The sequence below is a fragment of the Kitasatospora sp. NPDC089913 genome, from assembly GCF_044748625.1.
Taxonomy (GTDB): Bacteria; Actinomycetota; Actinomycetes; order Streptomycetales; family Streptomycetaceae; genus Kitasatospora.
In genome coordinates this window covers 95,549-116,924 of the sequence record NZ_JBIVGI010000026.1, presented here as the reverse complement: position 1 = coordinate 116,924, position 21,376 = coordinate 95,549, and the positions used below count along the sequence as shown (strand labels likewise).

Here is a 21,376-nt window from a genome sequence, read left to right as displayed (position 1 = left end):
GATCGGCAGCAGCCCCGGCGGAACGGGATCGAGAACCGGCTCCGCGACGGCCGAGGCCGAGGACGGCACCGACGGAGAGGACGGCACCGACGGAACGACAGGGCTGGACGGGACGGAAGGGCTGGACGGGACGGAAGGCGTCGGCGGTACCGGCACCGAAGGCGAAACCGTCGGGGACGGGCTGGGACTCGGGGACGTCGGGGCGGAGGCGGTCGGGGACACCGCCGGGGACGGACCGCCGGTGGCCGGAGCTGGCCCCACCGGAGCCGCGGTCGGCGACGGCGAGGCCCCCACCGGCGGAACGGCGATCGGCAGCAGCCCCGGCGGAACGGGATCGAGAACCGGCTCCGCGACGGCCGAGGCCGAGGACGGCACCGACGGAGAGGACGGCACCGACGGAACAGCAGGGCTGGACGGGACGGAAGGGCTGGACGGGACGGAAGGCGTCGGCGGCACCGGCACCGAAGGCGAAACCGTCGGGGACGGGGAGAGCGCGGGCGTGGGGCGGGCGGACGCCGTGGGCTCGGCCTGGGGCGACGACGACGGCACGGCCGTCACCGCCGTCGGCGTGCCCGTGGGAGTCACGGTGGGAGTCGGCACCGGTGTCGGGGCAGCACTCGCCGTCGGAGCCGGAGCCGTCGAGGGAGTCGCCGAAGGAGTCACCGAAGGCGCCGCCGTGGGAGTCACGTCCGGCGTCACCACCGGTGCGGGCGTGGGCGTCGGCGTGGGCGTCGCCGCTCCACCCGCCGGAGCGACCGTGACCGCGACGGCCTCCGCCGCCGTCCCGTTCCCCGCCAGGTCGGTCGCGGTGACGACCAGCCACTGCTCGCCCTCCGGCAGATCACGGTTCGCCGTGCACGCCCAGCTGCCGTCGACCGCCGCCGTCGTCCCGCAGGCGACGATCCGCGCGGTCTCGGCGGCGCGCTCCGACCGCGCGGTGACCAGTACCTGGGCCCCCGGTTCGGCCCTCCCGGCGAGCCGGGGCCGGGCCACCCGGAGGGTCTCCCCCGCGGTCGGCGCGGTGAGCACCGGCCGGTCCGGCGGAACGGTGTCGACGACCAGCTCGACCGTCTGACCCGGGGTCCGGTTCCCGGCGGGATCGGCGGCGGTGGGCGTGAGCCGGTGCCGACCGTCCACGAGGTTCTCCACCGGCAGGCAGGACCAGCCGCCGTCGGGCCGGACCCCGGTGCTGCACAGGTCGGTCCCCTGACCGCCGGAGCCGCCGCCCCCGCCGGCCGCCTCGCGCGTCGCGGCCGACCGGTCGACCACGGTCACGGTGCTGCCCGGCTCGCCGGTGCCGGCCAGCTGCAGTCCCGGGTCGTTGGTGAACTCGGGCAGGGTGAGCACCGGCGCACCGGGGGGCGCGGTCTTGACGGTGATCAGCACCGGCTCGCCGCGCAGCACCACGCCACCGCCGGTGGTCTCCACCGGGGTGAGGCTGTGCCGGCCCGGGGCCAGCGCGGTGTCCGGGCGACAGGACCAGTCGCCGCCCCGGGCGACCCTGGTCCGGCAGAGCGTGGTGTCGCCCTCACGGATCTCGACGGTGGCGCCGGCCACCGCGCCCTCACCGGAGATCCGGGGACGCGCCTCGGCGAGGGTGGTGCCGTCGACCGGTTCGGCGATCTCCGGGCGGGCGGCCCCGACGGTCAGCCGGATCCGCTGGTCCGAGACCTGGCCGGAGTCGGCGAAGCCGCCGGCCGGCACCAGCTGTGCGGCGTCCCGGCCGATCCGCAGCCGGGCCCAGGTCTCGCCGGAGGCCGCACCGGCGGGGACGGTCCAGTTCAGCGAGGCGCTGTGCTCGCCGGGAGCGACCTCGGTCTGCACCCGCTCGATGGCGTCGAAGCGGCCGTTGCGGTCGAAGTCGACCCAGCCGGCCAGGGTGGCGGCGGAGTCGCCGACGGCGACCGGGACGGTGAGCCGGTAGTCGTGGCCGATCGCCGCCTCGGCGGGGTAACCGACGGCCGGGTCGGCGCCCTGGTACTCGCCCCGGCCGGGCTGGAGCTGCGGCGGCGGCGGATTGGCCCCGCCGTCCTCCCCGCTGCCGCCGCCCGTGGACCCGCCACCGGTGGACCCGTCACCGGTGCCGCCGTCCGCCGCGCCGTCCGCCCGCCCGGCGTCGGACCGCCGGAACAGCCAGCCGGGCCGCCCGTCGGCCTTGGCCCCCTGGGTGGCGGCGTCACCGCCCAGGTAGAGGTCGGAGAGCAGGTGGGAGGCGTTGCCGTAACCCTGCGGCGCGGTGCCGACCCCCTCGTCGAGGGTGACGGTGTAGGCCTGGGTGAGCGGGGCCGGGGCGGTGGTGGAGCCGGCCCGGGCGGTCGAACGCCGCTCGACCCGGAAGACCGCCGTGCGGAAGGTGCCGGCCAGCTCCAGACTGCCCTCGGCGGCGGACCCGGGGTCGCCGTCGGCGCCGCCGTCGGCCCGGGCGGGGGCGAGGGTGTTGCCGTCGACCGTCCAGCCGGGCCAGTCGGTGCGGTTGACCAGGGTGGGGGCGGCCGGTGAACCACCGGTCAGGGTGAGTCTGGTCGCGGTGCCGGTGGAGCCGGATCTCGCGGTGGTGGTTCCGGCGAGTCCGCTGAGGTGCAGCCGGGGATTGCGGACCGCCCGGGAGAACGTCAGCCGAAGCGTTCCGACGGTGCGCCAGGAACCGTCCGTCTGCGGACGGTCCTCGGCGATCCGGAAGGACTGCGCGGGGTCGCCGGGCCGGAGTCCGTCGGAGTAGAGCACCCGGGAGCGGCCGGCGCCGACGCGGTCCGCCAGCTTCCCCGGGCCGGCGGTGACCGACATCCCGGGGTCGGCGGAGAAGTCCAGTCGGACGGAGAGCCCGGAGGGCAGCACCGCGCCGCGTTCGGCGGTCCAGCTCCCGGGCGACTGCTGGGCGGCCGAGGGCGGCGGGTTCCAACCGATCAGCAGCCCGGCCGCCAGCACCGCGGCTGCACCGGCCGCAGCCGGGAACTGTCGGTTCATCCGGCTCTCCTTCGGATCGGCTGCCGGGCGGCCTGGGTGACCGGGCAGTATCGACACAAGATGTGACAAAACGGAATCACGATCCTGGTCCGGTCATACCGCGACACTTGCACTATTGGCCGTATGACACCCGATTGGCAGCCTCGGGCTCCCGGCAGGACGGGATGTACCCGAATGGATCGCCGTCCACCCATCGGCCCCCGCGCGGGACGGACGGCCCGCGCCCGCCCGGAGCACGGCCGGGGAGCCCCGGAAACGAAAGAACCCCCGGCCGCCAGGGCCGGGGGTTCTCTTCTGGTGCGCTCAGCAGGATTCGAACCTGCAACCTCTTGATCCGTAGTCAAGTGCTCTATCCGTTGAGCTATGAGCGCAAGTGCCGGACGGATCCGGCCTTGCGGGGTTTGGTGCGCTCAGCAGGATTCGAACCTGCAACCTCTTGATCCGTAGTCAAGTGCTCTATCCGTTGAGCTATGAGCGCTCGCCCTGGTGAACGTTGCCACCGGGGCGGTGCGGGAACAACATTACATGACCTGCGGCGCGGGACGAAATCGATTGATCCGGGCACCTCGGGCGGTCCGCGCCGCCGGACCCCGGACACGGGAAGAGCCCCGCCGACAAGATCGTCGACGGGGCTCTTCCGGCTGCGGAGGCTGAGGGATTTGAACCCTCGATCAGGAATAACCCCGAAACCGCATTAGCAGTGCGGCGCCATAGACCGGACTAGGCGAAGCCTCCTCCACATGGACCAACCCCGCATGCGCGGAGCCGTTCCCTGTGCCTGTGATGATGCCACAACCCGGGGGCCCGGCACCAACCGCCGACAACGTTACTAGGCGGGTCGTCCTCGCCGCAAAGAAGAATGAGATACTGCCCTCTCCGGAGAGAGCTGCCCTGAAGCCGAGGAGACCTGTCGACGTGAGCAGCAGGCCGATCCGAGGCGCTGCTCGCCTCGCCGCCATACTCGACGCCCTGCCCGATGCGTTGTTGCTGGTCAACAGCAACGGCACGGTCGTCGACGCCAACACCGCGGCCGTACAGGCGCTCCAGGCGCCCGGCACCTCGCTGGTCGGCATGGGTGTGCTCGACCTCCTCCCGGAGTTCGACCCGAGCCGGATCCCCGGTTCGATGAGACCGGCCACCCGCGAGGACGAGGCGCTCGACCGCCCGGTCCGGATGACGGCCCGGCGCACCGACGGCAGCACCTTCCCGGTCGAGGTCTCCGGCAACGACTTCGACGACGACGGCTCCGGCGCGGGCGAGGGCCGCGGATACGCGGTCTCCTCCCTGGTCCCCTACGACCCGTACCGCGAGGGCTCCCGCTCCTCCGACCTGCTCCTGCTGCTGGTCCGCGACCTGACCGGCCGGCTCGGCGTCGAGGCCGAGCTGCGCCGCCAGCACAAGCAGACCGAGATGATCCTGCGGGCCGCCGCCGAGGGCGTGCTCGGTGTCGACCTCGAAGGCCGCTGCGTGCTGGTCAACCCGGCCGCCGCGCACATCCTGGAGTACCGGGCCAGCGAGCTGGGCGGCCGTGAGCTGCACCCGCTGATCCAGCACTCCCGGGCCGACGGCACCCCGCTGTCGCTGGAGGAGTCCGCGCTGCTGGACACCCTGACCTCCGGCCGCAAGCACCGGGTGCGCGGCACCGTGCTGTGGCGCAAGGACGGCCGGCCGGTCACCGTCGACCTCACCACCGCCCCGGTCAGGGACGGCGACCAGCTGGTCGGCGCGGTGATGACCTTCACCGACCGCAGCCGCGAACTCGCGCTGGTCGCCCGGAACGAACACCTCACCGCCGTCCTGGAGAGCGAGCTCGGCGGCGCGCTGACCGCGCTGCACCGGCGGATCGACACGCTCGCCGCGGACCCGGCCGGGCAGCTCTGGCCGGAGGCCAACTGGACGCTGCGCCGGCTCGCCGACGAGTGCCGCCGGTTCGGCAAGCTGATCGACGGTGTGCTGGCCCACCAGCGGTCCGAGGCCGGCGAGAGCGCCGCCGTCGCCGCGGCCGCGGACGGCAAGGGCGGGCCGAAGCCCGCCGAGCGGGTCCCGGTCGCCCTGGACAAGGTGGTCCGCCGGGCCGTCGAGCACGCGGGCGAACTGGTCGGCGCCGGACGGGTGCGGTTCTCCGTGCACGCGGCCGCCGTCGAGGTGATCGCCGACGAGCAGCGGCTCGCCCAGGCGCTGGCCCACCTGGTCGCGGACGTCAGCGGGGTCGGCCTGTCGCTGGACGCCGAACCCGAGCTGCCCTCCCCCGGGCTCGCCGCCCCCGGTGCCCCGGCCCTGCCGCCGGGCGGGGGCGACACCCCGGCCGTGGTGCTGGCCGCCGCCCAGCGCGGCGAGGTCGCCCGGGTGGAGATCCGCGGCCCCGGACGCGGCGGCAGCCCCGTCCACCTGCCGATAGCCCGCGCCGTGGTCGAGCGCCACGGCGGGGTGCTCCAGCCGCACGAGCTGCCGGGACGCGCCGGCACCACCTATGTCGTCGAACTGCCGCTGGACCCGGTCGCCGCGAAGGCCGCCGCCGAGCGGGCGGGCGCCGAGGGCCGCTCGGACCGGCCGAAGGAGAGCGACAGCGCCGTCCTGCCCGACCTGCCGGGCATCCCGCCGCCGCCCACCGCGCGCGCCGGGGAGTCGGCCGCCGAGAAGACCTCGCCCACCGGTCCCGGCACTCCGGGCCCCGGTGCGGATCGCGACTCCGCGACCACCCCGGCGGACGGCACCGCCCGGGAGGCCGGGCGCGGTGCCGCCGCGGCCGCCGCCCCCGACGGTCCGCCCGCCGCCCCGGCCGTCGAGCCGGGCACCGACCCGGCGCCGGTCGCCGAGCAGCGCCGGGGCCGCCGCGGGCGCCCCGCCGTCGAGCAGCCGGCCGACGGCCCCGAGGCCGCCCAGGACGCCCCCCGCCCGGGCGACCGTCCGGACATCCCGGCCGACCAGTGGCCGAACGCCCCGGCCCGGATCGAGCGCGCCGTCCCCGAGCAGTGGAACGGCACCGGCAACGACCCCGCGTACGGGCGGCAGGGCCTCGGCGGCCCGAACGACCCGCAGAGCGACCCGTGGGGCAAGGACGACGGCCGCTCCGGCACCGCCTACGCCGTGCCGGTCGACGCCGGCCGCCCGGCCCCGGGCCCCGGCGACGGGGTCACCGGCGCGGACGACGAACGCCGGACCGCCGACGCTCCGGCGGACGGCCCGCGCACGCCGATCGCCCTCGGCCCCGGCCCCTCCTCCCCGGAGGAGCCGACGGCCGGGCAGGGCGGTCAGGACGCGGCGGGCGGTCCGGAGGAGTCCGGTTCCGAGCCCCGGCCGTCCCGGCGCCGCCGCGCGCTGCCCGGCAACGAGGACTCCTCCGGCGGCTTCGCCCTGCCCGGCGTCCCCGAGACCCCGGTCTACCCCGGACTGGAGCACGCCCTGCCGGCCGGTCCGGCCCCGGCTCCGGCCGATCCCGCCGGTCCGACGCCGACCGGCCGCCGCCGCCGGCTCGCCGTCCCGCCCGGTCCCGGCGGTGAGAACGGCGGCCCGGCCGAGCCCGTCGGTGTCGCGGCGGGTGCGCCCGCCGCGCTGCCCGCGCTGCCGTCGGCGGCCCCGGCGCTCCCGGACGGCGCCGCACCCGGCGGCCCCGCCGGCGACCGCCACGAGGGCGGACCGCGACCGGTCGGCACCGGTCTGGGCGAGCTGACCCCGCCGCGGCCGCTCGGCGGCACCGGTGGGCCCGGCGGCTCGGGGCCGGGGGCCCAGGCGGGCCCGGTCGCCCCTGTCGTCCCCGTACCCGCGGCGGCACCCGTCGAGGTCCGGCCCGCGCCGAGAGCGGTGGCCGAGCTGCCCGCCGCGCCCGCGCCGGCGGTTCCGGCGGCCCTGCCGATCGCCCCGGCGGGCGGCCGTCCCGAGTCCGGCGAGCGCCCGGTGCCCGCGCCCGCCCCCGACGGCGGGCCGCGCCGGCTGCTGGTCTGGCCCGAGCCCGACCCGGCCACCAGCCAGGCCCTGCAGGACCGCGGCTACCGCCCGGTGATCGTCCGCTCCCGCGAGGAGGTGGACGCACAGGTCTCCGGGTTCCCCGCCGCGCTCTTCGTCGACCCGCTGACCGGCCCGATCACCCGCACCGCGCTGCAGTCGCTGCGCACCGCCGCGCTGAACAGCCGGGTCCCGGTGGTGGTCACCGCCGGTCTCGGCCAGGCCACCCGGGACGCCGCGTACGGCGCCGACCCGGCCGTGCTGCTGCGCGCCCTCGCCCCGCGCGACGGCGAGAACCACGCCCCGCGCGTGCTGCTGGTCGAGAGCGACCCGGACATCGCGGTCGCGATGATCGGCAGCCTGGAGCGGCGCGGCATGCACGTCGAGCACGCGGTGGACGAGAACGACGCCGTGGCCCGGGCCAGCAGCGTGCAGCCCAACCTGGTGGTGATGGACCTGCTCCAGATCCGCCGCCGCCGGGTCGGCCTGCTCGACTGGCTGCGCGCCAACGACCGGCTGCACCGCACGCCGCTGGTCGTCTACACCTCGGTGGACCTCGACCCGCGCGAGCTGCCCCGGCTGCGCACCGGCGAGACGATCCTGTTCCTCGCCGAGCGCTCGACCAGCGAGGACGTCCAGTCCCGGATCGTCGACCTGCTCGGGCGGATCGGCGCCATGGGCGAGGCGGGCGTCGCCGCGGCGGGCTGAGCGCGCGGGTGCGGAACGCCCGGGGCCGGCCACCCCCCTTCGCGGGGGGCGGCCGGCCCCGGTGGTTCCGGCGGGGGTGTCCCGCCGGGTGTCACTCCTTGCCGAGCAGCGTGACGTCCAGCTTCCGGTCCGCGTAGTCGGCGCGGATCACCTTCTTGTCGAACTTCCCGACCGAGGTCTTCGGCACCGCCTCGACCAGCGCCCAGCGCTCCGGCAGCTGCCAGGAGGCGATCCGCCCGGCCAGGAAGGCCCGCAGCTCCGGCAGCCCGACGGTGGCGCCCGGCCGCAGCACGACGGTCGCCAGCGGACGCTCGCCCCACTTCTCGTCCGGTACGGCCACCACCGCGGCCTCGGCCACCTCGGGGTGCGCCATCAGGTGGTTCTCCAGGTCCACCGAGGAGATCCACTCGCCGCCGGACTTGATCACGTCCTTGGCCCGGTCGGTGAGGGTCAGGTAGCCGTCCGCGGTGATGGTGCCGACGTCGCCGGTGCGCAGCCAGCCGTCCTCGGAGAACTTGTCGTCCGGGCGCTCCGGGTCCTGCCCGGCGCCGCCGTAGTACGCCCCCGCGATCCACGGGCCGCGGACCTCCAGCTCGCCCGCCGACGCTCCGTCGTGGGGCATCCGCTCGCCGCCCGGGCCGATCAGCCTGGCCTCGACGGAGGCCGGGAAGACGCCCTGGCTGACCCGGTAGGGCCACTCCTCCTCCGGGGTGAGGCCGCCCGGCGGCTGGGCGAACGAGCCGAGCGGCGAGGTCTCGGTCATGCCCCAGGCGTGGATGACCCGGATGCCGTGGCGCTCCTCGTACCCCTGCATCAGCGAGGGCGGACAGGCCGAGCCGCCGATGACGACCATCCGCAGGCTGGAGGTGTCGTAGTCGCCGGCGTCCAGCTCGTCCAGCAGCCCGCTCCAGATCGTCGGCACGGCCGCGCTGACGGTGGGCCGCACGGCGGCGATCATCTCGGCCATCGGCCGGGGCTGCAGGAAGCGGTCCGGCATCAGCAGACTGGCGCCGGACATGAACGCGGCGTGCGGGATGCCCCAGGCGTTGACGTGGAACATCGGCACCACCGGCAGGGCGGTGTCGCGCGGGGTGAAGGCGAAGTTGTCGCCGGTGTTGACCTGGAGACAGTGCAGGTAGACCGAGCGGTGGCTGTAGAGGACGCCCTTCGGGTCGCCGGTGGTGCCGGAGGTGTAGCAGAGCACGGCGGCCCGGCGCTCGTCGATGTCGGTGAGCCAGGGGTACTCGTCCGGCCGGCCGGCGATCAGCTCCTCGTAGTCGTGCACGCCGCCCGCGAAGCCGGCCAGTACCGAGCGGTCGCCCGGGCCGCTGACCACGATGTGCTTGAGCGTCGGGGCGAGCCGCGGCAGCACGGCGGCCAGCAGCGGGAGCACCGTGCCGTTGACGATGATCACGCGGTCGGCGGCGTGGTCGACGATGAAGGCCAGCTGGTTCGCGGGCAGCCGCAGGTTGAGCGTGTGCAGCACCGAGCCCATCGCCGGTACGGCGAGGTAGGCCTCCAGGTGCTCGGCGTTGTTCCACATCAGGGTGGCCACCCGGTCGTCCGCCGTGACGCCGAGCTCGTCCCGCAGGGCCCAGGCCAGCCGGGCGGCCCGCGCCCCGACCTCCGCGTAGGTCCGGACCACCGGTCCGGTGCCGTCCCAGGTGGTGACGGTCGAGCGGGCGTGGACGGTCGACCCGTGCTCAAGGATTCGGGCGACGGTGAGCGGAACGTCCTGCATCGTGCTGAACACGGGTCCTCCTCGACCTGGGCTGCACTGCGGCGGTGCTGCCCCCGGCCCGGCCGGAGTCCGGCTACTGGGCGGTAATACGGGGCAGGTGAGCCCGATTGTGCCGCGCCTCACCCCCGCTGTCAGCATTCCGGCACAGTTGCCCCGATCACGGCCGCCGGGACGGGCGGGATACTGGGGGCATGGGTGACGGGCGTGACGAACGACGGGCGGGACCGCTGCCGAGCGGGCTCCGGATGCCGTGCCCGTCCTGCGCGGAGGGCGTGCGGACGGAGGCGCGGATGGGCCTGCGCGGGGGCCGGACCGGCACCGGGCACATCCCGCAGACCTGCCGCCACTGCGGCGGCCTGGGCTTCCTGGGGCTCGCCCTGCGGGAGTGACGCCGCCTCAGCCGGCCAGCGGGGCGTCGACCTGGTTGCGGTCGACGGTGAGCGTCGCCCCGCCGTAGGTCTCCTCGACGTTGCCGCGGTACTGGTGGACGCGCTGGTGCGAGGTCCAGAGGTCCGGGGCGAGCGCCCCGCCGCCCGCCGTGTCGGCCCGGTCGTCCCAGCGGGCGTACCAGAGCGTGTCGGGCAGCGGCGAGCTGCCGGCCCGGGCGGCCGCGGCGAGGTCGGCGATGCCGGAATCGAGACTGGAGTAGAGGCCGGAGCCGTAGCCCGCCAGGTGCAGGGCCTGGGTCCAGCCGAGGGTGAAGTCGACCACGGCCTGCCCGCACGCCGGGTCGCGCGACGGGTAGGCCTCGATGTCCAGGAAGACCGGACTGCCCTTGCCGAGCCCGACCGCCTTGAGACCGGCGACCGCCTCGAGCGCCTCCTCCCGGCCCTGCCGGACCGCCCGCGCCGGGTCGATCCGCTTCGGCTTGCGGCTCAGCTCGCTGCACGGTGCCTGGAGGCCGACGTGGACGGGCAGGAAGCGCCACCCCATCGCCCTGGCCTGCCGCACCCAGTCGGCGCCGAGCCTCGGCTGGGCGCAGCCGCGCTGGCTCCCGCTGGTATAGATGCCGACCGCCCCGTACGGCGAGGAGTCGCGCCAGGCCCGCATGGTCTCCAGCGGTGGCGCGGTGCAGGCGTCGAAGGCCGCGCCGGTGAAGAGGTCCCGGGCCCGGGCGGCGGGCGGACCGAACCGGTCGGGGAGGACGGTGGCCCGGATCCGGGGGGCGGCGGCGACCACCGGCACGGTCTCGTCGGCGCTCGCGCCCGGACCGCCGGCGGCCAGCAGCAGGACGAAGGAGGCGGCGGCGATGGCCGCGGGGCGGAGATAGCGCACGCCGCCTTGATACTGACGGAGCGTCGGACAACCGCGGCAACCGCGCCGCACGGGCCGGGAAAGCCCACCCTTTCGGACGCACCCGTCCGCATCCGTCCCGATATTTGTAACGAGCTTGCTGCCCGGTGGCTCCTTACGGCAAACTCGCCTTTATGCCCACGCCCCACCTCAGCGAAACCTCCGCCCCGACGACGGCCTCCGCCGTCGCCGAGGCGCTTGTCATGCCGCCCGCCCCCAAGGGCGAGCCCGCCGGCGAGCGGGGCGGCTGGCGACGAGGCGGGGCGCCCGCGGAGGGGCTGCCACCGGACCCGCGACCCGGCCGACCGTCCGGCCGACGGTTCCCGAACTTCCTGCGGCGCCCGGAGAGGATCCCGGCGCCGCTGCTCTGTCTGACGGCGATGTTCCTGGTGCAGACCGGGATCGCGTTCTCCAAGCCGCTGTTCGGCCCGCTCGGGGTCAGCGGCACCACCTTCCTCCGGCTGGGCTTCGCGGCGCTCGTCCTGCTCGCCGTCACCCGGCCCCGGCTGCGCGGGCGCCGGCCGCGCGACCTGGCCGCCGCGGGTCTGCTCGGCATGGCCTCGGCCGGGATGACCCTGCTGTTCGCCGGGGCGATCGACCGGCTGCCGATGGGCACCGCCGCCACCATCGAGTTCCTCGGCCCGCTCGCGGTGGCGCTGTTCTTCGCCCGCCGCGCCAGCCACCTGCTGTGGGCGCTGCTCGCGGCCGGCGGGGTCGCCCTGCTGACGCTGCTCGGCGAGGGCGGGGAGGGCGGCACCGGACTGGACCCGGTCGGCCTGCTCTGCGCCTTCGGGGCGGCGGCCTGCTACGCCGCGTACATCCTGTTCACGGACAAGGTCGGGGCGGCGTTCCAGGGTTTCCAGGGGCTGGCCGTGTCGATGACGGTCGGCGCGCTGGTGGTGGCGCCGTTCGGGCTCGGCGAGGCCTGGGACGGACTGTTCGCGCCGGACGCCTCGCCGCTGTTGCTGCTGCTCGCGGTCGCCGGGGTGTCACTGCTGCTGCCGGTGATCCCCTACGCGCTGGAGATGACGGCGCTGCGGCGGATGCCCCAGCGGGTCTTCAGCGTGCTGGTGAGCCTGGAGCCGGCGGTCAGCGCGCTGGTCGGGCTGGTGGTGCTCGGACAGCTGCTGGGCGCGTCCCAGCTGGCGGGCATCGGCTGTGTGGTGGTGGCGAGCGTCGGGGCCACCCTGACCGGGCGGCGCTGAGCCGGGCCGGGGCGGGCCGGGGGCGGGGGCGGGGGCGGGGGCGGGGCGCGCATCCGGTCGATGCGCGCCCCCGGCCGTCCGCCGCGGTACGTCGGGTACTGCGGGTGCTCCCGGCGCCTCGGGTCCTTCAAGTGCTCCGGGTGCTGCGGGTGCCTCCGGCACCCGGGTGCTTCAGGGCCAGAGCAGGGTGCGCGACCACTCCGGGGTGAGCACCGGTCCGGTTCTGGTGTAGCGGAGGCGGACGTGGTGGCGCTCGGCCTCGCCCTGCCAGAACTCGACCTCGTGCGCCCAGAGCGTGTAGACGGCGTGCCCGGCGGCGACCGCGTCCGGGGTGGCCTCCAGCCGGCGCCGGGCCACCGCCACCGCCTCCTCGTACTCGGCCGGCGAGGCCAGCGGCTCGCTCTGCCGCCCGACCAGCGCGCCGATCCGGGCATCCGGGGAGCGGGTGGCGAACTCGGCCGCCGCGACCAGGTCGGCGGCCCGTTCGACGGTGCCGCGGACCCGCACCTGCCGGCCGAGCCGGGGCCAGTAGACGGTGAGCGCGGCGGCCGGGTGGTCGGCCAGCTGGCGGCCCTTGGGACTGTCGGCGGCGGCGGAGAAGACCCAGCCGGTACCGGCCGCGTCCACGTCGCGCAGCACCAGGACGCGGGCGTCCGGCAGGCCGTCGGCGTCGACCGTGGAGAGGGTGAACACCTGCGGGTCCAGCACCCCGGCGTCGACGGCGGTGGCGAGCCAGTCGACGAAGAGCGGGCCGGGCTCGGCCGGGGCCGCCCCGGTGTCGAAGCCCGGCAGCGGGCGGGCCATCGGCGGACGGCCCAGCATCAGCTCGGGCACGGAACGGGGCTCGGACCGCGTTTCCGGGCGCGGCTCCGGGCCCGACCCGGGACCGGGTGCGGGCGTCGTCCCGCCCGGGCCGCTCAGGTCCTCGTCCTCGGCTGCCATCGCGCCCTTCCTTCCGGTTGCCGCCGCCGCAGCCCCTCGCCGGACGGGCCGCCGGGGGCGCCGGGCTCGGGGGTGCACTGTCGGAGCGCAACCGTACCGCCGCACGGTGACGGCTCAGGGCGCGGGCCCCGCGCCGGCCCGCCCGCGCCTGCCCGTGCCCGCCCCCGGGAACGGGCGGCCGCACCCGGTGCGCCCGGACACGCCGGAACACTCCCGGCTCGCCCGGACACGCCGGACACGCCCGGACACGCCCGTGGGCGGCACCGGTGCTCGGTGCCGCCCACGGGGCCGGTTCGCGGTGACCCTTTCCGCTGCCCGGTTGCGCACTGTGCGATCCGTTCCGATCGCGGTTCTTCCGATCCACTTCGCGGTCCGCTCCGGACCCGTCGCGGGTGCTCAGCCCACCCGCGTCCGCCCCGGCCGGCCCCGGTGCCCCGTCGACGGCGCCCCCGCCGTCGACGGCTCCCGGTCGGTGCCGGCACCCGGGACGTCCCGGTGCCCGATCGCCCGGGTGCTCAGTGGAAGATCGGCGCGAAGACGATGCTGTAGTTCTTGTTGGACTGGCCGGCCAGGATGGTGCCCGAGTTGTCCTTCACCGCCAGGGTGTTGGACTGGTTCGAGGCCCCGGAGCCGGTCGCGGTCTGCTGGTTGGAGATGTAGTTGCCGTCGACCGAGCCGAAGACGTTGCCCGTCCCGACGTTCGACACCACCCCGCTGTTGGACCCGTCGTTGGCGAGCGCGCCGTTGTCGGCGGCGGCGGCACCGGCACCGGCGAGCAGCAGGCCGGCCGCGAGCGGGGCCGCGAGCAGCACACCGGCGGTACGGCGGATTCGGTTGCGAGCCATGGGAGCCTCCAAGAAACGGTAATCGTGCATTGGGTGCGGGAGTTCGCCGGCCAGACGAACACCTGCGGGCTGCGACGCCGGGTCACAGACTTCCGCAACAAATCGACAAAGCACCACCCCCGGGTGCCCTTTTCGCCCTTTAGCGTGATATCCAGCAGCCCCGCGCATAACTGCGAACGATCCTGGAAGCGCGCCGACACACCGCCGCCGACCTGGCATTTCGCCCGAACGGTCGGACACGACCGAGTCATCGGGGGCGGCGCGAAGGGGGCACACGGACAACCCGGCGCACCACCCTGGCGCGCGAAAGAGACAAACACGCCCCCGCCGGGTGCGGTCACGCCACCGTGTCGATATTTCAGGCCATCCTGCGACAGTCTGAAAATCCTGAGAACAATACCTTTGTTGCCCCGCCCGAAAGGCCGGTCAAACCGCCTTGCCGGGATTGAGGATCCCCAGCGGATCGAAGACCGCCTTCAGCTGCCGCTGCAGCTCCACCGCCACCGGCCCCAGCTCCCGCGCCAGCCACTCCCGCTTGAGCAGCCCCACCCCGTGCTCCCCCGTGATCGTCCCGCCCAGCTCCAGCCCCAGCGCCATGATCTCGTCGAAGGAGCGCTGCGCCAGGGCGGACTGCTCCGGGTCCGCCGCGTCGAAGATGACGATCGGATGGGTGTTTCCGTCCCCGGCGTGACTCACCACCCCGATGGTCAGCCCGTGCCGCTCCCCGATCGCCGCGACGCCCTCCAGCATCTCGGCCAGCCGTGAGCGCGGCACCGCCACGTCGTCGATCATCGTGGTGCCCAGCCGGTCCAGCGCGGGCAGCGCCAGCCGACGCGCCTCCAGCAGCAGCTCGGACTCGGCCTGGTCCTCGGCCGGCACCACCTCGGTCGCCCCGGCCGCCCGGCACAGCTCGCCGACCGAGGCCAGCTCGGCCACCCGGTCCGGACCGTCGAAGGCGACCAGCAGCAGCGCCCGGGTCGACTCCGGCAGGCCCATCCGCCCCAGCTCGTTGACCGCGCGCACGCTCACCGGGTCCATCAGCTCCATCAGCGAGGGGGTGAAGCCGCGTGCCATCACCTCGCAGACCGCCGCACCCGCCGAGGCCGTGCTCGGGAACTCCGCCGCCAGGGCCAGCTGCGGGGCGGGGGCCGGCCGCAGCGCCAGCACGGCGCGGACCACGACCCCCAGGGTGCCCTCGGAGCCGACCAGCAGCCGGGTCAGGTCGTAGCCGGCCACGCCCTTGGCCGTCCGGCGGCCGGTGGACAGCAGCCGTCCGTCGGCCAGCACCACGTCGAGACCGAGCACGTACTCGGCGGTCACGCCGTACTTGACGCAGCAGAGCCCGCCCGCGCCGGTCCCGATGTTGCCGCCGATGGTGCAGGACTCCCAGCTCGACGGGTCGGGCGGGTAGGCGAGCCCCGAGGCGGCCGCCGCCCGGGAGAGCTCGGCGTTCACCACCCCCGGCTCGACCACCGCGATCCGGTTCACCGGGTCGATCTCCAGGATCCGGTTCATCCGCAGCATCGACAGCACGATGCAGCCGTCGACCGCGTTGGCCGCGCCGGACAACCCGGTCCTGGCCCCCTGCGGGACCACCGGGACGCGCAGCGCGGTGGCGGTGCGCAGTACGTGCTGCACCTGCTCGACCGTCTCCGGGAAGACCACCACGGCCGGGGTGCCGGCCGGGCAGAAGTCCGCCATGTCGTGCCGGTAGGCCTCCGTCACGTCCGGGTCCACGGCCATCGCCCCGGGCGGGAGGCCCTCCGCCAGCCGGTCCGTCAGGTCACTCATCGCCGCCTCCGCCCTCCGCCGCCCGTCCCCGTCCGCACTCTGCCCGCCGTCCGCCCGCCCGGCAAGTGCGTCGGGGCGGCACGTACGTCGAGCCGGCACGTACGCCGGGGCGGCACACAGGGGGAGGTCAGGCCCGGCGCAGCACCGGCGAGGCCAGCGCGAGGACCCCGGCGGCCGCGGTGGCCAGTGCGCAGAGGGCGATCGGCAACCGGGGTCCGGCCGTGTCGGCGAGCAGGCCGAGCCCCCCGGTCGAGAGCACCAGCGCGGCGCTCTGCACCAGGGTCAGCAGGGCCTGCACCCGGGAGAGATGGGTGTCCGGCGCGGCTCCCAGCACCAGCGGCCCGAGCCGGCCGGCGAACAGCCCCGACCCCGCGCCCGTCAGCAGCCCACCGGTAACGGCCGCCGCCGGGACCGGCGCCGCGGCCAGCAGCGCGATGCCCGCGGCGGCGGCGCAGAGCCCGGCCGCCGCCTCCGCTCCCGCCCCGCGCGGGGGCCGGCCGGGCCGGGAGCCCCGGCGGGCGAGCAGGACCGCCACCACCAGGACCCCCGCGCCCTGGGCACCCGCCACCAGACCGGCCGCTCCCGCGCCCCACCCGGCGGACCGGGCCAGCAGCGGCCCGAGCAGCGAGACCACCGGCAGCACCGCCCCGGCCGCGGCGCCGGCCAGCAGCAGCGCCGCGCGCAGCAGCCGGTCGCCCGACACCAGCCGCACCCCGGCGACGGCCTCCCGGACCGGACCGGGGGGCCGTTCCGTGCTGTTCCCGGCCGTGCTGTTCCCAGCTGTACCGATCCCGGCCGTGCTGTTCCCGGCCGTACTGTTCCCGGCCTTACCGATCCCGGCCGGCGGGGCCGGGCGCGGGTCGGACACCGGCAGGAACAGCAGCACCAGCAGCAGGACGGCGAAGCTCGCCGCGTCCGCCAGCGCCGCGGCGGGCAGCCCGCCCGCCGCGACCAGGGCGCCGCCGAGGGGTGCCCCCAGCAGGGCGGCCGCCTGACCGCCCGCCTGGCGCAGCGCCAGGGCCCGCGGCAGGTCCGCCGCGGGCACGAGCAGCCGGGGCACCGACCCGCTCGCCGGGAGGTAGAACGCGTCCACCACGCCGATCACCAGCGCCGCGAGCAGCAGCAGCCCGAGCGGACTGCCCAGGACTCCGGCCGCGGCCGCCAGCGCGAGCGTCGCGGCCAGCATCACCGCGTCCCCGGCGAGCATCACCCGGCGCGCGCCCCGCCGGTCCGCCACCGCGCCGCCGACCAGGACCAGCGCCGTCCGGGCCGTCGTGATCACGGTGAGCACCAGACCGGCGGCCGCCCCGCCGTGCGCGGCGGCGGCCCAGCCCAGGGCGAAGGCGAGGGCGGCGTCGCCCAGCGCCCCGAGCTGCGCGCCGGCGAGCCAGCGCAGGTACGGCGCGGGCAGCGCCGCCCGGCCCGGGCGGGCCCCGGCGGAGGCGGCTGCGTCGGCCTCGCCGTCCCCGGCGGCGTCCCCGGCGGCGGGCACGGCGGCGGGCACGGCGGCGGCATCGCCGGTGGGCGTGCGGTAACCCGTGGTCGTCATGCGCGACGACGCTAGGACCCTCGACCGGCTTCAGGGCAAGCGCCGGACCGCCCGGGCGCGGGTCACCGCCGGGCGCGGATCAGGCCCGGACCACCGGCTCCTGCAGCTCCGTCACCCAGTCCGCCCGGTCCTCGGGGCACTCCAGGTAGAGCTCCCGGGCATAGCCCGCCGAGCGGTAGCCGTTCTCCTCGACGAAGCGCGCCAGCGCCTGGAACGAGCCCAGCGCCTCGTCCATCGAGCCCCGGTGCACCACCGTCGCCGCCGCCTCGACGGCCGGCAGCTCGACCACCGCGAAGCCGTGCTCCTCGCCCGTGGCCGTGCCGGTCCCGGCCGCGACCGGCACGGCGACCCGGATCAGCACCGAGCCGTCGCCGTCCCCGGTGTCCTCGTAGCGGGCGACGGACGGCCCGGCGGCCGCGACACCGGCCGCCGCCAGGCGACCGCAGAGCTCCTCGAACAGCGGGCCGACGACCGGCCCGATGTCCTGCGGCTCGTAGCTCGCCGCGACACCCGACAGTTCGGCCGCCCGGACCGACGGCAGCCGCTTCACCACAACGTCCTGTGCGGACATGGTCCCCTCGCTCTCGATCGTCCGGAGCCTCGTCTCCACCCGGGCCAGCCGTTCCACGTCCGCGGCGATGGCCGCGGCGAGCTCGGCCCGCCGCAGCCGCAGCATCCCGCGCAGCTCCGCCGGGTCCACCTCCTCGTCCAGGACGGCCCGCACCTGCTGCAGTGTGAAGCCGAGTTCCTTGAGGGCGATGACCCGGTTGAGCCGGGCGAGCTGGGACGCCTCGTAGCAGCGGTAGCCGCTCGACGGGTCGACCCGGGCCGGCCGGAGCAGTCCGACGGCGTCGTAGTGACGCAGCATCCGGACCGACACCCGGCCGTGCTTGGCGAAGTCTCCGATGTTCAACATGGTCCCTCCATTGCAGGACCTCACACGGTGTCATGGTCAAGCCCCGGGCCCCGCCCGCCCGCCCGCCGGCACCCGGCGGGCGGCGCGCGGTGGATCAGTCGGTCACGTCGAACCCCCGCCGGTCCCCCAGCGTGCGCAGGCTCCGCTGGCCGGGGACCCCGTTGGCGTCCTCCCCCGCGTAGCCGAGGCTGCGCTGGAAGGCCGCGTACGCCTGTACCGTCCGGGTGCCGAGCGAGCCGTCCACCCAGCGCTGCTCCAGGAAGCCCTCGTCCGCGAGGGCCTGTTCGACGATCCGCACCTCGCCCCCGTAGGTCTGGTGCCCCTGCTCGGCGCCCGGGTCGGTGCGGGCGGCCGCGACCACGTGGGCGAGCGACACCCGGCGCGGCGAGGGCAGCCGGCCGAGCAGCCGGCGCAGCGACCCCTCCCCCGGCACACCGTCGGCGTCCGGCCCCGAGTACCCCAGACTGCGCTGGAAGTCCCGGTAGTTGAGCGTGTCGGCGTCCCGCCAGTCCTCGTCCGGGCCGGCCGCGTAGTGCCCGCCGAAGCCCTGCCGGACGAGCGCCTCGCCGACCTCCCGGACCTGCGGTCCGTGCGCTCCGTAGCCGTACTCCAGCCCGTTGATCGTCACCCGGTACCGGGCCGGCCCGGGATCGCCGGCCGGGCCGGAGTCCCCGCGCGGCGTGGGCACCGGCGCACCGCCGGCCGCCGCGGCGATGCCGGGCAGCACCACCTCGCGGAACTGCCGGGCCCGGACGTCCCCCGGGCAGGCCGTACCGCCGTCCGACCACTGCGGGAACATCCGGTGCACCCCGAAGCCGGGCGCGTCCCACTGCGGGCAGATCCGCACCGGGATGCCGTGCCGCTGGTGCAGCCACACCCCGAGCGCGACCAGGGCGGCGACCTGGGCGTCCGTCCAGGGATCGCTGCTCGTGTCGTCGCTGGCCGTCTCCACGCTGACCGCGCCGGTGCCGTCGGCCCTGCGGTTGGCGCCCATATTGGCGTCGGCACGCGTCTCGGTGCCGACGAACTGCCCCACGCCGCCGTCGTATCCGACCCCGAAGTGCGACTCCAGGTTGGTCGAGTCCCGCCAGTACTCGTACATCCGCCGCGGCGTCCACGGCGCCGCCACACTGTGGAAGACCACCTGCGTCGGCGTGATCGCCGGCTGCTCGTCCGACTCTGGCTGGAGCTCCATCTTCTCCGCGCCGGGGTACCAGGCCATCCGTCTCTCCTTGCCGGGCCCAGGGCACTTCGCCCCTTACGCCCGAACACACGAGACCCGGCCCTCCCCGGAACGACGCATCCCCCACAAACCCCCCGTTCAGGTGAAAACGGGGCACTTCCCACCCCGAAAAGCACGAAGGCGGGTGCCGACCCTGAGGTCGACACCCGCCTTGAGCAGGTGGTTCTTCTCCTACCGGCGGAGAGCGTGGGATTCGAACCCACGGTACGGGGTCACCGCACGACAGTTTTCAAGACTGTTCCCTTAGGCCGCTCGGGCAGCTCTCCAGGCGGAGGTCAGCCTAACGGGTCCGGTGGGGTTCGGTGCACCGGGTTTCCGGGGTGGGGCGGGGGTCAGTCGCCGACGCGGGTGCCGAGGGTGACCTTGGTGGTGGCCGTCTGGCCGTTGCGGGTGTACTCGACGTCGACGGTCTCGCCCGGCTTGTGCGTCCAGATCTTGCTGACCAGGGCGGGGCCGTTCTCGATCGGGCTGCCGCCGAGCTTGGTGATCACGTCGCCCGGCTTGAGGCCGGCCTGGTCGGCGGCGCCGCCGGGGGTGACGGCCGGCTGGCCCTGGATGTCGCGGGTCTGGATCTGCGCGCCGTCGCCCTTGTAGTCGTCGTTGCGCAGCACGTCGAGCTTGGCGTAGACCGGCTTGCCGGTCTTGATCAGGGTGTCCGCGACCCACTTGGCCTGGTTGACCGGGATCGCGAAGCCCAGGCCGATGGAGCCGGCCCGGCCGTTGCTGGAGGCGTTGGACTGGATCGCGGAGTTGATGCCGATCACCGCGCCCGAGGAGTCCAGCAGCGGACCACCGGAGTTGCCGGGGTTGATCGAGGCGTCGGTCTGCAGCGCGTTCATGTACGAGGCCTGCGCACCGGTCTCGTCGCCGGAGGCGACCGGGCGGTCCTTGGCGCTGATGATGCCGGTGGTGACGGTGGACTCCAGGCCGTACGGGGCACCGATGGCGATGGTGGAGTCGCCGACGTTGACCTTGTCGGAGTCGGCCAGCGGAAGCGGCGTCAGCTTCCCCTTCGGCGGGGTGTCGAGCTTGATCACCGCGACGTCGTAGCCCTCGGCGCGGCCGAGCACCGAGGCGCCGTAGGAGCTGCCGTCGGCGAACTTGACGGTCAGTTTGCCGCCGCTGGTGGAGGCGGGCGCCACCACGTGGTTGTTGGTGAGGATGTGGCCCTCGGTGTCGAAGACGAAGCCGGTGCCGGTACCGGACTCGCCGTTGCCCTGGGCCTTGATGGTGACGACGCTGGGCAGCGCCTTCTGCGCGATTCCGGCCACCGAGCCCGGGGCGGGCTCGTTCTTCTGGGTGTTGTTGGCCTGGACCGTGGTGGAGCTGCGGTCGGCCTTGGCACTGACGGAGGTGTCGTCGCGGTCGGCGACGGCCACTCCGACCGCGCCGCCGGCCACACCGGCCACCAGGGCCACCGCCGCGACCAGGGCGATCAGACCGCCGCGCTTCTTGCGCGGGCCGCCGGGACCGGGGGCGCCGAGGTACTCGCCCGGGTAGCCGAGCGGGCCGCCCGGACCGCCGGGGGCCCCGGGCGCGCCGGGGGCGATGTCGTGGGAGCCCCAGCCGCCGAGCGGCTGGCCTGCGCCGAACGGGTGGTGGTGCTGCCCGGTCGCACCCGGGGCCGGCGGGGCGGCGGGCGTCCCGTACGGGTCGTGCTGGGCCGCGGCGGGCGCCGCGTAGGGGTCGTGCGGGGCCGACGGCGCGCCGTACGGGTCGTGCGCGGCGAGGGCCGGGGGCACCGGGGTGCCGGGGGCCGGGGTGGCGTACGGGTTGCCGCCCTGCGGGGCGGCCGGGGCGGCGGGCGCCGCCGGAGCCGGGGCAGGCGGCAGGACCGGCGGCGGGGCGTCCAGGTAGCCGGGCTCGGCGGCCGGGGGTGCGGCGGGCGCGGCGGGCGCCGGCACCGGCGGGGCCGCCGGCTCGGGGGCCGTCAGCTTGCCGAACGCCACGGTGGGGGTGAACCCGCCGGAACCCCCCTCGACGGCCGGAGCCGACGGCTCCGCCGCGGGGGACGGGCCGGCCGCACTCTGCTGCGCCGGACCGTCAGCAGGGGAACCCACCACCCCCTGGCCGCCGGAGGGCTGCTCCCCCTGCGGCCCGGTGGACCCAACCTCGCGCTCGGTGCTCACGGACGACCTCCATCGCTGACAGGACCAACAACCATAGTTTTTCGCACACTCGATTCGATTGCCGTAAGGAGCCTTCTGAAGAACTCATAAGAATCCTTAGCCCGACCA

At 75.7% G+C, this 21,376-nt stretch carries 13 protein-coding genes and 4 tRNA genes; 3 read left to right on the top strand and 14 right to left on the bottom strand.

Annotated features, from left to right (window positions below):
• The 4 genes from ACIPYS_RS31245 to ACIPYS_RS31230 all read right to left on the bottom strand — a co-directional run.
• A partial coding sequence (locus ACIPYS_RS31245; protein WP_400752409.1) for an Ig-like domain-containing protein occupies nucleotides 1-2,964 on the bottom strand: 2,964 nt, incomplete at its 3' end.
• 295 nt (nucleotides 2,965-3,259) lie between these two features.
• Nucleotides 3,260-3,335: transfer RNA gene (locus ACIPYS_RS31240), tRNA-Arg, on the bottom strand.
• A gap of 31 nt (nucleotides 3,336-3,366) precedes the next feature.
• Nucleotides 3,367-3,442 (bottom strand) — tRNA-Arg (locus ACIPYS_RS31235).
• Nucleotides 3,443-3,608: 166 nt separating this feature from the next.
• Nucleotides 3,609-3,699, bottom strand: a tRNA-Ser gene (locus tag ACIPYS_RS31230).
• A gap of 180 nt (nucleotides 3,700-3,879) precedes the next feature.
• Between ACIPYS_RS31230 and ACIPYS_RS31225 the strand changes: the two genes are divergently transcribed.
• Nucleotides 3,880-7,614: a PAS domain-containing protein gene (locus ACIPYS_RS31225; protein ID WP_400752406.1), complete on the top strand. Its 3,735-nt coding sequence runs from the start codon at nucleotides 3,880-3,882 to the stop codon at nucleotides 7,612-7,614.
• A 91-nt stretch (nucleotides 7,615-7,705) separates the two neighbouring features.
• On the opposite strand, the gene ACIPYS_RS31220 is transcribed toward ACIPYS_RS31225, so the two are convergent.
• The gene (locus ACIPYS_RS31220; protein ID WP_400752403.1) at nucleotides 7,706-9,367 is read right to left on the bottom strand and encodes a long-chain fatty acid--CoA ligase; all 1,662 of its coding nucleotides are present in this window, start codon (nucleotides 9,365-9,367) and stop codon (nucleotides 7,706-7,708) included.
• A gap of 179 nt (nucleotides 9,368-9,546) precedes the next feature.
• Between ACIPYS_RS31220 and ACIPYS_RS31215 the strand changes: the two genes are divergently transcribed.
• Nucleotides 9,547-9,744, top strand: coding sequence for a hypothetical protein (locus tag ACIPYS_RS31215; protein WP_159424945.1), 198 nt, complete (start codon nucleotides 9,547-9,549; stop codon nucleotides 9,742-9,744).
• 7 nt (nucleotides 9,745-9,751) lie between these two features.
• Here the strand turns inward: ACIPYS_RS31215 and ACIPYS_RS31210 are convergent, their stop codons facing one another.
• Nucleotides 9,752-10,630 carry a DUF1906 domain-containing protein gene (locus ACIPYS_RS31210; protein ID WP_400752399.1) on the bottom strand — a complete coding sequence of 293 codons (879 nt, stop codon included), beginning with the start codon at nucleotides 10,628-10,630 and terminating at the stop codon, nucleotides 9,752-9,754.
• Nucleotides 10,631-10,782: 152 nt separating this feature from the next.
• Between ACIPYS_RS31210 and ACIPYS_RS31205 the strand changes: the two genes are divergently transcribed.
• Nucleotides 10,783-11,853 (top strand): EamA family transporter, encoded by a 1,071-nt coding sequence (locus ACIPYS_RS31205; protein ID WP_400752396.1) that lies wholly within the window; start codon nucleotides 10,783-10,785, stop codon nucleotides 11,851-11,853.
• A 171-nt stretch (nucleotides 11,854-12,024) separates the two neighbouring features.
• On the opposite strand, the gene ACIPYS_RS31200 is transcribed toward ACIPYS_RS31205, so the two are convergent.
• From ACIPYS_RS31200 to ACIPYS_RS31165, 8 genes are all read right to left on the bottom strand, one after another.
• Nucleotides 12,025-12,795 (bottom strand): pyridoxal 5'-phosphate synthase, encoded by a 771-nt coding sequence (locus tag ACIPYS_RS31200; RefSeq protein WP_375916117.1) that lies wholly within the window; start codon nucleotides 12,793-12,795, stop codon nucleotides 12,025-12,027.
• Nucleotides 12,796-13,310: 515 nt separating this feature from the next.
• The gene (locus ACIPYS_RS31195; RefSeq protein ID WP_093861109.1) at nucleotides 13,311-13,640 is read right to left on the bottom strand and encodes a hypothetical protein; all 330 of its coding nucleotides are present in this window, start codon (nucleotides 13,638-13,640) and stop codon (nucleotides 13,311-13,313) included.
• A 426-nt stretch (nucleotides 13,641-14,066) separates the two neighbouring features.
• Complete coding sequence (locus ACIPYS_RS31190) at nucleotides 14,067-15,431, bottom strand: FAD-binding oxidoreductase (RefSeq protein ID WP_400752391.1); 1,365 nt, start codon at nucleotides 15,429-15,431, stop codon at nucleotides 14,067-14,069.
• A 127-nt stretch (nucleotides 15,432-15,558) separates the two neighbouring features.
• Entirely contained in the window at nucleotides 15,559-16,980 is a 1,422-nt protein-coding gene (locus ACIPYS_RS31185) for an MFS transporter (RefSeq protein WP_400752388.1), read from the bottom strand.
• 79 nt (nucleotides 16,981-17,059) lie between these two features.
• The gene (locus ACIPYS_RS31180) at nucleotides 17,060-17,896 is read right to left on the bottom strand and encodes a MerR family transcriptional regulator (protein ID WP_093861112.1); all 837 of its coding nucleotides are present in this window, start codon (nucleotides 17,894-17,896) and stop codon (nucleotides 17,060-17,062) included.
• Nucleotides 17,897-17,990: 94 nt separating this feature from the next.
• The gene (locus ACIPYS_RS31175) at nucleotides 17,991-19,118 is read right to left on the bottom strand and encodes a peptidoglycan-binding protein (RefSeq protein WP_197698772.1); all 1,128 of its coding nucleotides are present in this window, start codon (nucleotides 19,116-19,118) and stop codon (nucleotides 17,991-17,993) included.
• A gap of 199 nt (nucleotides 19,119-19,317) precedes the next feature.
• Nucleotides 19,318-19,405: transfer RNA gene (locus tag ACIPYS_RS31170), tRNA-Ser, on the bottom strand.
• Nucleotides 19,406-19,471: 66 nt separating this feature from the next.
• Nucleotides 19,472-21,268: a S1C family serine protease gene (locus ACIPYS_RS31165; RefSeq protein ID WP_400752383.1), complete on the bottom strand. Its 1,797-nt coding sequence runs from the start codon at nucleotides 21,266-21,268 to the stop codon at nucleotides 19,472-19,474.
• Nucleotides 21,269-21,376: the final 108 nt, after the last annotated feature.